Source organism: Bacillus inaquosorum KCTC 13429 (assembly GCF_000332645.1).
Taxonomy (GTDB): Bacteria; Bacillota; Bacilli; order Bacillales; family Bacillaceae; genus Bacillus; species Bacillus inaquosorum.
In genome coordinates this window covers 90895-104940 of the sequence record NZ_AMXN01000006.1, presented here as the reverse complement: position 1 = coordinate 104940, position 14046 = coordinate 90895, and the positions used below count along the sequence as shown (strand labels likewise).

The 14046-nt window shown below is 46.2% G+C and carries 15 protein-coding genes and 1 riboswitch; of the genes, 6 read left to right on the top strand and 9 right to left on the bottom strand.

Annotated elements, in window-relative coordinates:
- On the bottom strand, positions 1 to 681 hold the full coding sequence (dctR, locus tag BSI_RS05750; protein WP_003240315.1) for a two-component system response regulator DctR: 681 nt from the start codon (positions 679 to 681) through the stop codon (positions 1 to 3).
- Positions 671 to 2278 (bottom strand): two-component system sensor histidine kinase DctS, encoded by a 1608-nt coding sequence (gene dctS / locus BSI_RS05755; protein WP_003240314.1) that lies wholly within the window; start codon positions 2276 to 2278, stop codon positions 671 to 673. Before dctS ends, dctR begins: the two co-directional genes overlap by 11 nt.
- Positions 2279 to 2347: 69 nt before the next feature.
- Between dctS and dctB the strand changes: the two genes are divergently transcribed.
- Together dctB and BSI_RS05765 are read left to right on the top strand one after the other, a co-directional pair.
- Positions 2348 to 3406, top strand: a complete 1059-nt coding sequence (dctB, locus tag BSI_RS05760; RefSeq protein ID WP_003240312.1) for a C4-dicarboxylate TRAP transporter substrate-binding protein DctB — start codon at positions 2348 to 2350, stop codon at positions 3404 to 3406.
- Positions 3407 to 3491: 85 nt separating this feature from the next.
- Positions 3492 to 4313, top strand: a complete 822-nt coding sequence (locus tag BSI_RS05765) for a manganese catalase (RefSeq protein WP_003240308.1) — start codon at positions 3492 to 3494, stop codon at positions 4311 to 4313.
- Positions 4314 to 4349: 36 nt separating this feature from the next.
- Here BSI_RS05765 and BSI_RS05770 read toward each other — a convergent pair whose 3' ends face one another.
- The 4 genes from BSI_RS05770 to BSI_RS05785 all read right to left on the bottom strand — a co-directional run bounded on the left by BSI_RS05770 (position 4350) and on the right by BSI_RS05785 (position 6499).
- Positions 4350 to 4709, bottom strand: coding sequence for a YdbC family protein (locus BSI_RS05770; RefSeq protein ID WP_003240305.1), 360 nt, complete (start codon positions 4707 to 4709; stop codon positions 4350 to 4352).
- Positions 4703 to 5044 (bottom strand): cupin domain-containing protein, encoded by a 342-nt coding sequence (locus BSI_RS05775; RefSeq protein WP_003240303.1) that lies wholly within the window; start codon positions 5042 to 5044, stop codon positions 4703 to 4705. The genes BSI_RS05770 and BSI_RS05775 overlap by 7 nt, the downstream gene beginning before the upstream one ends.
- 136 nt (positions 5045 to 5180) lie before the next feature.
- Positions 5181 to 5552: a glucose starvation-inducible protein GsiB gene (gene gsiB / locus BSI_RS05780; RefSeq protein ID WP_003240302.1), complete on the bottom strand. Its 372-nt coding sequence runs from the start codon at positions 5550 to 5552 to the stop codon at positions 5181 to 5183.
- A 128-nt stretch (positions 5553 to 5680) separates the two neighbouring features.
- Positions 5681 to 6499, bottom strand: a complete 819-nt coding sequence (locus tag BSI_RS05785; protein WP_003240300.1) for an EcsC family protein — start codon at positions 6497 to 6499, stop codon at positions 5681 to 5683.
- 116 nt (positions 6500 to 6615) lie between these two features.
- On the opposite strand from BSI_RS05785, the gene BSI_RS05790 reads away from it, so the two are divergent.
- From BSI_RS05790 to BSI_RS05805, 4 genes are all read left to right on the top strand, one after another.
- Positions 6616 to 7068 carry a DUF2188 domain-containing protein gene (locus BSI_RS05790; protein WP_003240298.1) on the top strand — a complete coding sequence of 151 codons (453 nt, stop codon included), beginning with the start codon at positions 6616 to 6618 and terminating at the stop codon, positions 7066 to 7068.
- A 77-nt stretch (positions 7069 to 7145) separates the two neighbouring features.
- Entirely contained in the window at positions 7146 to 7403 is a 258-nt protein-coding gene (locus BSI_RS05795) for a GlsB/YeaQ/YmgE family stress response membrane protein (protein ID WP_003225121.1), read from the top strand.
- Positions 7404 to 7631: 228 nt separating this feature from the next.
- Complete coding sequence (locus tag BSI_RS05800) at positions 7632 to 8909, top strand: Nramp family divalent metal transporter (RefSeq protein WP_032732220.1); 1278 nt, start codon at positions 7632 to 7634, stop codon at positions 8907 to 8909.
- Between the two features lie 104 nt (positions 8910 to 9013).
- Positions 9014 to 9280, top strand: coding sequence for a hypothetical protein (locus BSI_RS05805; RefSeq protein ID WP_032732244.1), 267 nt, complete (start codon positions 9014 to 9016; stop codon positions 9278 to 9280).
- Positions 9281 to 9576: 296 nt separating this feature from the next.
- Here the strand turns inward: BSI_RS05805 and BSI_RS05810 are convergent, their stop codons facing one another.
- The 3 genes from BSI_RS05810 to kimA all read right to left on the bottom strand — a co-directional run bounded on the left by BSI_RS05810 (position 9577) and on the right by kimA (position 13700).
- Positions 9577 to 11301 carry a pyruvate oxidase gene (locus tag BSI_RS05810; RefSeq protein ID WP_003240293.1) on the bottom strand — a complete coding sequence of 575 codons (1725 nt, stop codon included), beginning with the start codon at positions 11299 to 11301 and terminating at the stop codon, positions 9577 to 9579.
- A gap of 66 nt (positions 11302 to 11367) precedes the next feature.
- Positions 11368 to 11817: an NUDIX hydrolase gene (locus BSI_RS05815; protein ID WP_003240292.1), complete on the bottom strand. Its 450-nt coding sequence runs from the start codon at positions 11815 to 11817 to the stop codon at positions 11368 to 11370.
- A 59-nt stretch (positions 11818 to 11876) separates the two neighbouring features.
- Positions 11877 to 13700 carry a potassium transporter KimA gene (kimA, locus tag BSI_RS05820; protein ID WP_003240291.1) on the bottom strand — a complete coding sequence of 608 codons (1824 nt, stop codon included), beginning with the start codon at positions 13698 to 13700 and terminating at the stop codon, positions 11877 to 11879.
- A 194-nt stretch (positions 13701 to 13894) separates the two neighbouring features.
- A riboswitch (cyclic di-AMP (ydaO/yuaA leader) is annotated at positions 13895 to 14038 on the bottom strand.
- Positions 14039 to 14046 lie beyond the last annotated feature (8 nt).

Here is a 14046-nt window from a genome sequence, read left to right as displayed (position 1 = left end):
TTATCCTTTAAACACGTAGCGGTTGACGGGCCGGCCGACTCCGCCGTATTGAACGTCCAGCTTAATCATTCCGTTTTTTTCAAGATAATCAAGGTATCGTCTGGCTGTCACTCTGGCGATTCCGAGCGCCTTGGCGACCTCTTCTGCAGAAAGCGATGCGGTTTGCTGTTTCAAAAAAGCAGTGACTTCATTCATCGTGAAGTGATTCAATCCTTTCGGCAGATCCTGTACGGCCTGCTGCGGGATATTCAGGATCGCATCGAGCTGCTCCTGGGACAGCGTATCATTTGCTTCGATTTTTTGTTTATATTGCTTGTACTTTTCAAGGGCCTGTCTCATTCGCTCAAGCTTAAACGGTTTTAAGATATAGTCAGCCGCTCCATTTTGCAGCATAAGAGAGATCGTTTCTTTGTCTTTTGCGGCGGAGACGACAATGACATCGACTTCAAGCTTTTGCTTTCTGATCTCCTGTAACGTTTTGATTCCGTCTTTTTTCGGCATGTATACATCGAGAATAACAAGGTCGGGCTGTTTTTCTTTAATCAGCTTGATGCCTTCTTCTCCGTTTCCCGCTGTTGCACAGACAGTAAAACCTTTGACAGTTGTGATGAAATCCTTGTTTACCTCTTGAACCATCGGATCGTCTTCAATGAGCAGAACCTTCCATTCCTTATGAGCCATGCTGTGCTTCCTCCCCCTTCATTGGAAAAACGATAGAAAAAGATGTTCCCTGTCCCGCGTGTGAATCAACTTCTATCGTACCCGATCCTTTATCTGTGATTTGTTTCACTAAATACAGGCCATAGCCTGTGCCTCCTGTTTTATTAACCGTAAATCCTTTGTCGTAAAGGTGCGGCATATGTGCCGGTTCAATCCCGCAACCGTTATCTTCTATTAAAATGGCAAGGACATCATCCGTTTGCTCGATGCTGATGTCAATTCGTTTGTCATCAGATTGTACCGTTTCAAATGAACCGAAGGCATTTTCAATCAGGTTGCCGAGAAGGACGACGATATCATGCTGATCAACATGCTCGGGAAATTGCTGGAGGCTGCTGTTTTCATCAATATGAACTGCAATACCGAGCTCTCTTCCTCTTCTGATTTTACTTAATAGAAGGCCCGCCGCCGCGTCATTTTGAATCGAGCGGTGCAGAAATTCAGTCACATTTTCCTGCTCAGTTGATGCCTGAAATGCAAGCTGCAAGGCTTTTTCAGATTTACCCAGCTGGATGAGGCCGGCGATCGTATGCAGCTTATTCATATGCTCATGATTTTGGACGCGGAGCGCCTCCACAAAGTTTTTGACGCCAGTCAATTCCTCTGCCATCTTGGCCGCTTCCGTTCTGTCCTGAAAAATCGCGACGGCTCCGATGACTTTTTTCTTCATGACGATCGGAATTCTGCTGCTCATGATCACCTTTCCGCTGACGCGAATTTCTTCATTATAAACTGCTTTGTTTCGCTCTACGATTTCGGGCAGGCGCGAATCCTTGAGAACCTCCCAGATCACCTTTCCGACCAGATTCCCCTGCACTTCAAAAATCTGTTTCGCTTTTTCATTGAAAATCGTGATGATCAGCCGATTGTCAATGGCAATCACGCCTTCATTCATCGAGTGAAACGTCGCTGTCCGTTCTTCATACATTCGGACAATCTCATGGGGCTCAAGCTGAAACATTTGTTTTTTGATATGGCGGGCCAGCAGAAAGGAGCCTGCAAGGCCGAAGCCGAGTGTCAGCACAACGATGAATGCGATATCACGCTTTAAATGAAGGAGGATGTCGGCGATCCCCGGCAGTGTTTTCCCGACAAGCACCACGCCGATCTGATTCAGATCGTGATCCTTCACCGGATAAAAAGCGCGGACCGCCGTGCCGATCTCGCCCTTTGCTTCTGAGAAATAAATGTGCTCCGCAAACGCCGCCTCTTCGTCTGCCCCCTCAGATTTTTTGCCGATGCTTGTACTGACAGGATGCGTGTAGCGGATATGATTCATATCCATGACGACAATATAGTCTGCTTCATTAATCATCCTGATTTCTTCAACCGCATGGCGAACAGCTTCTGTTTGTTTATTCCGCGCCAAAGCCTCTTTCACTTCAGTCATCTCCGACACTGTCCGGGCCGTATTCATCAGGCGTTTTTTCAGCTCCCGCTCCTCTGTATGCTGGATATTGCCGATAAGCACAATGCCCCCGATCAAAAAGGAGAAAATGACGAGTATATAGGATAAGATCGTGATTTTCCAACGGATTGAGAGCTTCTTTTTGTTCATCAGCTTCTCCTTTCAGGTCTTTACGAATGGCATGGCCCCGATTATCCTAAACATAGGGGAGGGCTTTTCATGAAGAGTTTACTTGCATGTCTCGCACTGATGATCGCCGGAATTGCAACCGCTTTATTTATCGGATTCCATGATCGTTCCAGCAGTGAAGAGATTGTTTATGATGACGATCAGGAAGGCTTACAGGATCAAATCGTGTTCAAATTCAGCCATGTGGTTGCCGAAAATACGCCGAAAGGGCTTGCTGCCAATAAGTTTGCAGAGCTGGTGAACGAAAAATCAGGCGGGAAAATGAAAATTGAAGTGTTCCCGAATGGAAGCCTGTATTCGGACATTGAAGAAATTGAAGCATTGCAAAACGGCGAAGTTCAATTTATCGCCCCCTCCACATCGAAGCTCGGCATGCTCTCGCCCGAATGGGGAGTGCTCGATCTGCCGTATGCATTTACAAATTACGATGCCGTCAAAAAAGGGCTGAACGGAAGCATCGGCACGCAGCTGTTTGATTCTCTAAAGAAAAACCAATTAAAAGGACTCGCCTATTGGACAAACGGCTTTAAACAAATCACGACGAATCAAGGACCGGTCAAAACCCCGGATGATTTAAAAGGACAGGATCTCCGCATTATGCAAAGTGATGTGATAGAGGATCAGTTCAAGCTGCTTGGCGCAACACCTCATCAGGAATCCTTCAATTCTACCTTTCAGCTGTTAGAAAAAAATGTAGTTGATGGCGAAGAAAATACAATCTCAAACATCTATTCTAAAAAATTTTATAATGTTCAGGACTATTTGACAATAAGCAGCCACGGTTATCTCGGCTATGCTGTCATGACTGATGAGCATTTCTGGAACACACAAACACCGGAAACACGGCGCATTTTGACTGAAGCAATGAAGGAAACGACCGAGTGGAATGAAACGTATGCCGAACAAATGAACAAGGAGCAGTTGGAAGAAATCAAAAAGAATTCTTCTATTAACATCTACGAGCTGTCGGATAAAGAGAAAAAAGAATGGATGAAGCGCCTTGATCCTGTTTACCGGCAGTATGAGCCAATCTTCGGCCAGAAGCTGATTCAGGAGCTTTTAGAGCTGCGAGAGGATTCGTATTCGTAGTCCCCATCTCGATACGCTGCTTTTCGTTTATCTTTCAATCGATCGGAAATATAGAAAGAGAGAAACGAAAAAAGGAGATGGGTACATGTTTAAGCACACAAAAATGCTGCAGCATCCTGCTAAACCAGATCGTCCAGATCCATTATTCGCTAAAAAAATGCAAGAAATTTTAGGCGGGCAATTCGGAGAAATTTCTGTTGCCATGCAGTACTTATTTCAAGGCTGGAATACAAGAGGAAATGAAAAATACAAGGATTTGCTGATGGATACGGCAACTGAGGAAATCGGGCACGTTGAAATGATCGCCACAATGATCGCCAGACTTCTTGAGGATGCCCCGCTCGATCAGCAGGAAAAAGCCGCTGAAGATCCGGTCATCGGCTCTATCCTGGGCGGCATGAACCCTCACCATGCAATTGTGTCAGGACTTGGCGCCATGCCGGAAAGCAGTACAGGCGTCCCTTGGAGCGGCGGCTATATCGTTGCAAGCGGAAACCTGCTGGCAGACTTCCGTGCCAATCTGAATGCGGAATCACAGGGCCGTTTGCAGGTCGCACGCCTATTTGAAATGACGGATGACAAAGGCGTCAAAGATATGCTCAGCTTCCTGCTGGCACGTGACACGATGCACCAAAATCAATGGCTAGCCGCCATTAAAGAATTAGAAGCACAGGAAGGCCCGGTTGTGCCGGGGACATTCCCGAAAGCACTCGAAAAACAAGAATTCTCGCATCAGCTGATCAATTTCTCTGAAGGCGAAGAAAGCACCGGGCAAACCTGGCTGAACGAAAAAGCGCCGGATGGAGAAGCCTTTGAATATGTGAAAGAAGCAAAAGCGTTTGGAGAAAAACCGGAGTTAAACCCAGCACCGCCTTTTGTTCATAATACGCTTCCTGGACGCGAGTAAAAACACAAGCCCAAAACATGATGTTTTGGGCTTTGTTTATGCCTTCTGAACTGTCCAGTCTGGTTCGTACCGGATGTCAGGGTTATGTAACAGATCGTGAATGAACGGTTCATCCTCTTCATACAGCGTCACATCTATCGAAAGAATTACAGCCTTCTGTTCGTTTTCTTCGTAAATGCTGTCATGTTCATTCTCCATAAAATGATCATAGGCAGCTCTGTTTTCCCAAACGCTGATGATTTCTGCGGTGATCAGCCCATCTGCAGTTTTCCGCCAGCCGCCGGCCTGTTTGACAAAGCCGTTCACATGTGACAATGCTCCCCACTGTGACTGCGCTATTGAAAATGCTTCAGCGTTTGCTGCGTCTACTTCACATACAATCTTTTTGATCAGCATGGTGATTCTTCCAGGATGACTGTTTTCGCTTGTTTATGCTCGACGCAAAGATTCACGGTTCTGACATAAGAGCGCGTGCGGTGAACGGTTCCTTTCGGGATCAGCAGGCTGTCATTCGCTTTGAGCACTGCGGTTTCTTTGTCCTTAAAATCGATCAGCAGCTCACCTTCAAGAACAATGAATAATTCATCTGAGCCAGGGTGATGGTGCCAGTCATATTCTCCTGTAAACACTGCGAGGCGCACGCAGTGGTCGTTGACCTCTGAGATTGAAAAATTGGCGTGTTTTTCTTTGACTTCATTGGCGATGGCGAGCAAGTTTTGCATCTCGGACATTAGCAAAAACCCCTTTCTTTTTCACTTATTGTATCAAAATACCAGTGTAGATTGAGAAATTTCCAAAATAAAAAGCGATCCAGCTGATGCGCCGGATCGCTTTTTATCTACAGGTTGTCTGCCTTTATGTTTATGATTAGTCGTTGTTACGGGCGTTTCCGCCTTTTGAGCCAATTTCTTGATAGAATTCTTTATCATGATTTTTGCTTGTTGCCTCTCCGCCTTTACGGCCGATTTCTTGATAGAATTCTTTGTCATGATTTTCGCTAGTGGCTTCTCCGCCTTTTTCACCGATTTCTTGATAGAACTCTTTGTCATGGTTTCGGCTAGTGGCTTCTCCGCCTTTTTCACCGATTTCTTGATAGAATTCTTTGTCATGGTTTTCGCTAGTGGCTTCTCCGCCTTTTTTGCCAATCTCTTGATAGAATTCTTTATCATGGTTTTTGCTTGTTGTTTCTCCGCCTTTTCTACCTGCTTCTTCTCTGCTCATTTTGTTATCGTCTGCCATTTTGAATTCCTCCTTTAATTGGTGTTGGTTGTTGTATTCCCGCTATCAATTCTTTTAAACAAACAAAACACATTAGGTGTGTTTCCACTAAAAAAAGCAGGCGGATCGTGGTGTCCGTCTGCTTTCTGCTATTCCATCCCTTGTTCTGTTTCTTTCAGCCGCGCAAGAATGCGCCGCTTTTTATACAGCATCATGCCCGTTTCGGTAATGTCGTTTAATGTTGAGCGATTGGCTGCCGCGCCAAAGACCATTCCTGCGACCGGCACCAGCTGAAAAAGCTTTTTCCAGCCAAACGTGTCGCGATAGCCTAAAACGACTTCACGCCAGCCCTGGATTTCAGAAGCGACATTCTTATATGTACGATCTTGATCATAGTCTTTTAATCCTTGCAAAATCGATTTTTTGCCGACAACATCAGCCGATGTCAGCTGCAAACATTTTACGATGAAGACACGCTCTTTTTTCTCCTTTGGGTCATAGCCGTAAGCAACCGCAATATCCTGTAACGTTTTTAACGACAGGCCAAGCACGGCCGGAATGTCTGCCGCCAGGGTAAACACGCCGCCCACACCCGTTGTCGCGCCTTGAACAGTTGCGGCGTTAATTCTGTTTTTGCCCATTCCTTCCGCAATTTCATCCATGACAGAAAGAGGCGCTTTTTGTACGTCTTCGAGTGATTCGAAGATCTCCTCCGGCAGTTTCTTTTGAAACATATTGATAATCTGTTTTTGAGATGTCAGGTACTGTCCTCCTGTTTGAACAAAGCTGCCGACCTCATCCAAGAGCTTACCGATTTTTTTCTGAATGAATTCCGGCGTCAGCTTGTCCAGCAGCTGAAACGGGAGACGGCTGAGCTTTTCCCAAAACCAGACTTTTTGCTGATCTTTTTCCCATTTCTCTATTTCTTTTAATTGCTGATGTAAGTCTTCTTTTCGTTCTGTTGTCACCCAACTCGCACTTCCCTTCCGTTTTTCTACTATATAGTATACCTTCATTTTCTCGGAAACGTTTTTATTTTTCACCTGCGGGTACCATTTTTATAAAAGGAAAAGGAGTGATGGACATGCCTTGGTCGATGAAGGATTATCCCGCTTCATTGAAAAATCTTGAGAAGCCGGTGAAGAAAAAAGCCATTGACATTGCGAATGCGATGATTGATGAAGGCTATGAGGATGGACGCGCAATTCCGATTGCGACAAGCAAAGCAAAGGAATGGGCGGAAAACGCCTCTAAAGAAGAAATTGATGATTTCCTCAAGCATGATGATGAGACAGAGCGAGATGAAGATTCAAACAGCGGCGGAGACCCTGAGCTCATGGATAAAGCAGAGCATGTCATCAAGCATAAAAACGGCTGGGCGGTCAAAGCCGAGGGTGCCAAACGTGTGTCTGAGATCAAGGATACAAAGAAAGAAGCGATTGAACGGGCAAAGGAAATCGCAGCACATAAAGGCACTGAGGTCATTGTTCATTTGGCTGACGGAAGCGTGCAGCGAAAAATCAAAACAGTTTCATAACGCGATATGCTTTTCAATGTTTCGGGTTTGGTATAAGCGGTTATTGATTGATAAATCATTTATGAGAGGTGAGTATGATGATTAGCTTTTTGGTTTCATTAGTCGTTGCTATCGTTATCGGATTAATCGGAAGCGCCATCGTAGGAAATCGGATGCCGGGAGGAATTTTCGGCTCTATGATTGCCGGGCTGATCGGCGCTTGGATCGGACACGGACTCCTTGGCACTTGGGGACCGAGCCTCGCCGGCTTTGCTATTTTCCCGGCCATCATCGGGGCCGCCATCTTCGTGTTCTTGCTGAGCCTCGTGTTCCGCGGGCTGCGGAAGGAAGCCTAAATTCATTTGATATAGGAGGCATCGTTTCGAACTGAAACGATGTCTTTTTATATGGGACTTTATCCGAATCCCTACATATCATGTTACATAACAGGGAAAAATTTGAGAGTGTATTTTAAACATCTTCGGTTGACAAGAAACCGGGATGGTCATATGATGTAGATAAAATAATTTGGTTTAAGGAAACTCTTTGTTGTATGGCAAAAACAATCAGAATTCAGGTGAGACATGATGAACAAGGACATCACAGCACAATCTCCCCGTTCCAAAGCAGTCCAAGATGCGCTTGACGGGAAAATCAGAGGATTCAGAGGACTGCTCCCTTTTCTGGGTCCTGCGTTTATAGCAGCCATCGCCTATATTGATCCCGGCAACTTCGCAACGAATATATCGGCAGGTTCTAAATACGGATATATGCTGCTATGGGTGATTTTATTTTCTAATATCATGGCGCTTTTAATCCAATCATTATCCGCCAAACTCGGTATTGCGACAGGCAAAAACCTGCCTGAGGTTGCCCGCGAAGAATTCCCAAAGCCTGTCTCCATCGGTTTATGGATTCAGGGCGAGCTGGTCATTATTGCAACTGATCTGGCGGAATTTATCGGAGCGGCTCTGGGACTGTATTTGCTGTTTGGCATCCCGATGCTTGAAGCGTCTATTATAGCGGCAATCGGCTCTTTCGCGATATTGGAGCTTCAGCGCCGCGGTTATCGCTCACTTGAAGCCGGCATTGCCGGTATGCTGTTTGTAGTGGTAATCGCCTTTGCACTGCAGACCTTTTTCGCAAAGCCTGATGCCGCGTCAGTGATAAAGGGCCTTTTTGTCCCGGCGTTTCACGGCACTGACAGTGTGCTTCTTGCAGCGGGTATTCTCGGCGCAACCGTTATGCCGCACGCCATTTATTTACACTCAGCCCTTACACAGCGGCGGGTGGTCGGCAAAACGGATGCGGAACGGAAAAAAATCTTCAGATTCGAATTTATTGATATTTTAATAGCGATGCTGATTGCAGGTGCTATTAATGCGAGTATGCTGATTGTGGCTGCCGCACTATTCTTCAAAAACGGGCTGTTTGTCGAGGATCTTGATGTCGCATTTCAACAATTCGGACATCTTGTCAGCCCTGTGTCAGCGGCTTTATTCGGGATCGGGCTGCTAGTTGCGGGACTATCCAGTTCGTCTGTCGGCACACTTTCAGGCGACGTGATCATGCAAGGATTTATCAACTACCGCATTCCGCTGTATGTACGGCGTTTTATCACGATCATTCCGCCGATCCTGATCATCGCGTCAGGCGTCAATCCGACGACCGCTCTCGTTCTGAGCCAGGTTGTGCTCTCCTTCGGCATCGCCTTTGCCTTAATCCCGCTTATTATGTTTACAAGCAATAAACGGATTATGGGGTCACTGATCAACGCTAAATGGGTCACAGTGGTTTCTTGGCTGATAGCTGTATTGATCGTTGCTTTGAATGTATTTTTAATTGTCGATACGTTTCGTTAGAAAAAACCGGCTGCTAAGCCGGTTTTTGATTTTGCGGAAAAGCTCATTGATATCCTTTTTGACAGAAATTTGTTATGATAGAAGAAAAAATCGGAGTTTTGATGATGTCAGTATTTATTTTGTTTTATTTGTGGATTGTTCCTATTGTAATCGGAATTTTATGTTCTGTTGTTGCCTATAAATCAAAAGGAAAAATGAGAGTCGCGCCCGGCATTGCCATGATCGTGATCAGTATTATCTCCTTGATCACCGCGTTTACGGCCGGACACACGAATTTCCACGTGTTTATCGGCGGCATGTTTTTATTCGGCACCTTCTTGGTCGGTTCTGCTTTTCCTTTCTTTTTCGGGCTGAAGAAAAAAGAGAAATAAGCTTATGAAGACATGAACCCTGTAAAATTTGATAAGAATAAACATATGAAACACACAAGGACAAATGCGCTGATCTTTTTGCTTTGAAAGAAGATGCATTTGTCCTTGTGGCCGTTTTGAGCATGGCGAACATCATGACAGGCTGCATAAATCATTCCTGCGGATCCTAATAAGTACACCGATAATTTTATGAATTCAAACATGGTTTCCTCCTAACAGGCAATATAATGCTATGATAACCAAAAATACATTTGTTTCCAACACAAAAACAGGGGCTTTTTCAGGCCCCTGTTTTTTTAGAATAACCGCTTTAAACTTTTCTTCAGTGACGGCATTTCGATTTTTTGGTTTTCGAAGAAATTTTTCAGCATGTACTTGCTGAAGCCTTTTGCCTGCCCGTAGGTGATTTTGCCAGGGAGCGGCGGTTCATTTCCGATCATGACGTCCACAACGGTCGGCTGGTCAGCGTGTAACGCCTCATGGAAAGCAGGTGCAAGCTCTTCCGCTCTGGTCACCTTGATGCCCTTTGCTCCGCAGCTTTCTGCAAATGCGGCATAGTCGACATTTTGAAGTTTTGTGACATAGTCGATATTGCCCTTGACCTGCTGCTCATACTCGATCATGCCGAGGTTTTCATTGTTTAAAATGACGACGGTGATTGGGAGCTTGTATTTGACGGCGGTCGGAAGATCCTGCATGACCATGGAAAAGCCCCCGTCCCCGCAGACAGCGATCGCCTGACGCTCCGGTTCGGCTAAGCTTGACGCAATCGCTCCCGGCAGGCCGCAGCCCATTGTCGCAAGCCAGCTGGAAACGATGAAATCCTGGTTCGCGTTCATCTTGAAATGCCGCGCCATCCAGACTGTCACAGTGCCGACATCTACAGAGAGCACCGCATCATCTGCTGCCGCTTCCTGAAGACGTGCCACGACCTGCTGGGGTTTAAGCGGTGTTGCCGCCTCTGTCTCATCTTTTTCAATTTCGTTCCACCAATGCTGCATATGTTCCGTGCAGGCATTCAGGAATCTTCTGTCTTCCTTCCGTTCAATATACTCCGTCAATTCGCGCAGACCGAGGGCCGAATCACAAACAAGGCCCGCTGTCACTGGATAGCGTTTTCCGATTTTCGCCGGGTCTGAATCAAGCTGGATTGCCGGCGTGTCATCAGGCAAATAATCGCGGTACGGAAATGAAGTCCCAAGCATGATTAATAAATCACATTCCTCCATTGCCTCGTAAGCCGGCTTTGTGCCGATCTGCCCGAGGTTGCCGAGAAAATGCGGGTGCTTATCGGGAACAACGCCTTTTGCCGGAAGCGTGACAACGATCGGAGCGGCTGCTTTGTCCGCAAACGCCAAGAGCTCCCGCTTCGCCTTTTTCATTCCCTGCCCCGCCAAGATAATCGGCTTCTTGGCGTTATTAATATATTGTGCGCAAGTGACGAGCTGTTCTTTTTTCGGTTCAAGATTCCCTTCAATATACACTGGTGAAGTGTACACGGGCTCGCGTTTGATCTTCTCTGCAAACAAATCATCTGACACGCTCAATACCGCGACGCCTTTTTTGCTGTAGGCGGTGCGGATGGCCTGATTCAAGAGATCCGGAAGTGATTCCGCGCTATGTACCTCTCTGTTGAACACAGCCACGTCCTCAAACATTTGCTCAAGCTTGATCTCCTGAAAATAATCCCGTCCAACTTCGCCTGATGAGACCTGTCCGGCAATCGCCAGCACAGGGACGCCGTCCGCTTTTGCATCATATAAACCATTTAATAGGTGAACCGCCCCCGGCCCTGCGATCGACAGGCAGACGCCGATCTTGCCGGTGAGTTTTGCCTCAGCCGCGGCTGCCAGCGCTGCCACCTCTTCATGGCGGGTTTGAATGAATTTCAATTGATTTCTTTCGTGTCTTAATTCTTCAATAAACTCATTTATACTGTCTCCGGGGATGCCATAAACATGATCAACTCCCCATTGTTCTAGCAGTTCTGTCATTGCTTGTCCTGCAGTTTTGTGTGCCATGCCGTATCCTCCTTTTTCCTTTTTTCAATACCACAGGAGAAAGGCTTTAAAACCCGGAGACCTTTATCACTTGCCCAGTCTTCTTTTGAACAGGTCAATCGCCGCAAGCATGCCGCTGTCCTTGAGGGTGACATTTACATCTCGATCGCCGTTCTTGAAATCACTGATTTGCTTTTTTCGGTTCGGCACCATAAAAAACGGCAAACGCTGCGGAGAAAACCACTTCAAACCCGCCGTCTCCATGCCGTTCGCTATCGCTCGTCCGCCTGTTATGTTTCTGGCGAACACATGCTGTTCATCTTGAAACTTTGGCCTTTGATAGACACCTATTTTCGCAGAAAGCGCTGCTGTGTATCCCGTCTCTTCCAATACCTCCCGGACTGCCGCTGCCTCAGCTGTTTCCTCGGGATCAACCCTGCCGCCCGGCAGATCCCATAAAGGAACGTCTTTTCGTTTAACCAGCAGAATCTGCTGATTTTCGTTCAATACAATGACAAATGCGCCTTGCGTATACATTGCATGTCTCCTTTTCCCGCCAAAAAAAGACCAAGGTGGGTTCCCTTGGTCCTAGAGCTTTATTTTTTAAAATGATACGGCAGTGTGGCAACGATTATGTCCTTTTTCCAGAACAGCCGGACTCTTAGGAGGAAGGCTGATTGATTGTGAAGGATGGTGTGCCAGCGTTTTTTCGTAATAAATTGCGGAAACAGCACCATGACGGAAAACTGCTCCTTCTTCGCTTTTGCTTCTACTGTTTCTAAAAACTTATCAAACGGATGGACAAGGCTTCTGTACGAGGAGTGAAGCGTAACGAGCCGCACTCCGTTATTGAGCTCTTCCCAGCGTTTTTCGACTTTCTTTTCCTGTTCTCTGTCAAATGACACGTGAACGGCAATCACCTGATCGGACAGTGATTTCGCGTATTGAATCGATTTTTGCACGACGGTGGTGACACCGGCTACAGGCACAATCACGACCGTGCCTTTGATTTCTTCAGGCTGTTTATCTACGATGCGAAGCTGTTCGCCGACAGCTGTATAGTGATTTTTAATTACGTAAAACAACAGAACGACGATAGGCATAAAGATTAAAACCGGCCATACGACATTAAACTTCGTCACGAACAGGATCGACAGAACCATAAATGAAATCAAAGCGCCGCAGGAGTTGATCAGCATTTTTCCGATCCAGCCTTTTGGTTTTTGCTTGATCCATTTGATGCACATGCCGGTTTGCGAAAGCGTAAATGGAATAAATACGCCGACAGCATATAACGGGATTAAGTGCTCTGTCTGTCCTCTGAATAACAAGATGAGCACAATGGAAGCAACGCCTAAAAAGATAATTCCATTTGAGAAGCCTAAGCGGTCGCCTCTGACTGTAAACATACGCGGCATATACTGGTCTCTCGCCAGGTTGAAGGCAAGCTGCGGGAAAGCTGAAAATCCCGTGTTTGCCGCAAGAACCAAAATAAGCGATGTGACACCTTGGATGACATAGTAGAACACATTCCGCCCGAAGGTTTCAGATGCAATTTGTGAAACCACCGTTTCATCGGGCTTCGGCGCTGTTCCATATCCGTATGCGAGCACCGTAATGCCGGCGAACAGAATCGCCAGCAAAATCCCCATCATTGCAAGCGTTCTTGCTGCGTTTCGCGCAGGCGGGTTTTTGAAAGCCGGAATTGCGTTAGAAATAGCCTCAACCCCGGTCAGCGCTGAGCAGCCGGAAGAAAAAGCCTTAAGCAGTAAAAACAGCGTAATACCGGCTACCGGTGTGCCGAGCGGTGTATGATGGACTGGCTGATCAATTTGCCCCGTCATGAGTTTAAACAACCCGACTGCAATCAGAACCAAAAGCGCCACCACAAACAGATAAACCGGATAGGCAAGAATCGATGCCGATTCCGAAAGCCCGCGCAGGTTCAAAATCATAATGACTAACACCAGAAAAACAGCGATCGGCACATGATAATCATGCAATGCAGGAAAGGCCGACGTGATGGCATCCGTACCTGCGGAGATACTTACCGCTACTGTTAAAATATAATCGACAAGCAGTGAGCCGCCTGCGATCAATCCCGGCTTTTCACCGAGGTTTTCTTTAGAAACGACATACGCCCCGCCGCCCTGCGGGTAAGCGTAAATAATCTGCCTGTATGAAAGAATCAGTGCGAGCAGCAATATAAGAACGCCAACCGCAATCGGTATGGAGTACCAAAATGCAGCAGCACTGATTGTTGCCAAAATGATTAGAATTTGTTCTGTCCCGTATGCAACAGATGACAGCGCATCTGAGGAAAGCATTGCCAAGGCTTTTAATTTCGTCAGTTTTTGCTCTCCAGCTGCTTGAGATTTTAGTGGTTTCCCAATCAAAAAACGTTTGATTGAATGATACATCGATGTCTTCCCCTTTTAATTTCTCATTTTTCAATTAAAACAATAAAACATCAGCATCTTGCTCTCACATTTTGTAATAGTCCTTTCTGCTATGATGTCTCTGTATGCGATTTACATTCTAAAAAAATGAACGGCAAAAAACACAGAGGCAAACGGATGCCCCTGTGCCATTACATCGAACACAGGTTTCATTCATCTCCTCTCACGAACGCTTACGAGGTTAGCTGACGGATTCGGGCATATGAGAGTTAGCCCTACCTAAAAAGGATTCACCCCAACGGCAAAAAGCCGTTCTATTGGGTCCCCCGCTCTGATTTCAGATTAAGCGATTTGTTTTATAAAAGAG

Coding starts and splice junctions, on each gene's coding strand:
- dctR (WP_003240315.1), bottom strand. CDS start 681: ATGGCTCATAAGGAATGGAAGGTTCTGCTCATTGAAGACGATCCGATG.
- dctS (WP_003240314.1), bottom strand. CDS start 2,278: ATGAACAAAAAGAAGCTCTCAATCCGTTGGAAAATCACGATCTTATCC.
- dctB (WP_003240312.1), top strand. CDS start 2,348: ATGAAGAGTTTACTTGCATGTCTCGCACTGATGATCGCCGGAATTGCA.
- BSI_RS05765 (WP_003240308.1), top strand. CDS start 3,492: ATGTTTAAGCACACAAAAATGCTGCAGCATCCTGCTAAACCAGATCGT.
- BSI_RS05770 (WP_003240305.1), bottom strand. CDS start 4,709: ATGCTGATCAAAAAGATTGTATGTGAAGTAGACGCAGCAAACGCTGAA.
- BSI_RS05775 (WP_003240303.1), bottom strand. CDS start 5,044: ATGTCCGAGATGCAAAACTTGCTCGCCATCGCCAATGAAGTCAAAGAA.
- gsiB (WP_003240302.1), bottom strand. CDS start 5,552: ATGGCAGACGATAACAAAATGAGCAGAGAAGAAGCAGGTAGAAAAGGC.
- BSI_RS05790 (WP_003240298.1), top strand. CDS start 6,616: ATGCCTTGGTCGATGAAGGATTATCCCGCTTCATTGAAAAATCTTGAG.
- BSI_RS05795 (WP_003225121.1), top strand. CDS start 7,146: ATGATTAGCTTTTTGGTTTCATTAGTCGTTGCTATCGTTATCGGATTA.
- BSI_RS05800 (WP_032732220.1), top strand. CDS start 7,632: ATGATGAACAAGGACATCACAGCACAATCTCCCCGTTCCAAAGCAGTC.
- BSI_RS05805 (WP_032732244.1), top strand. CDS start 9,014: ATGTCAGTATTTATTTTGTTTTATTTGTGGATTGTTCCTATTGTAATC.
- BSI_RS05810 (WP_003240293.1), bottom strand. CDS start 11,301: ATGGCACACAAAACTGCAGGACAAGCAATGACAGAACTGCTAGAACAA.
- BSI_RS05815 (WP_003240292.1), bottom strand. CDS start 11,817: ATGTATACGCAAGGCGCATTTGTCATTGTATTGAACGAAAATCAGCAG.
- kimA (WP_003240291.1), bottom strand. CDS start 13,700: ATGTATCATTCAATCAAACGTTTTTTGATTGGGAAACCACTAAAATCT.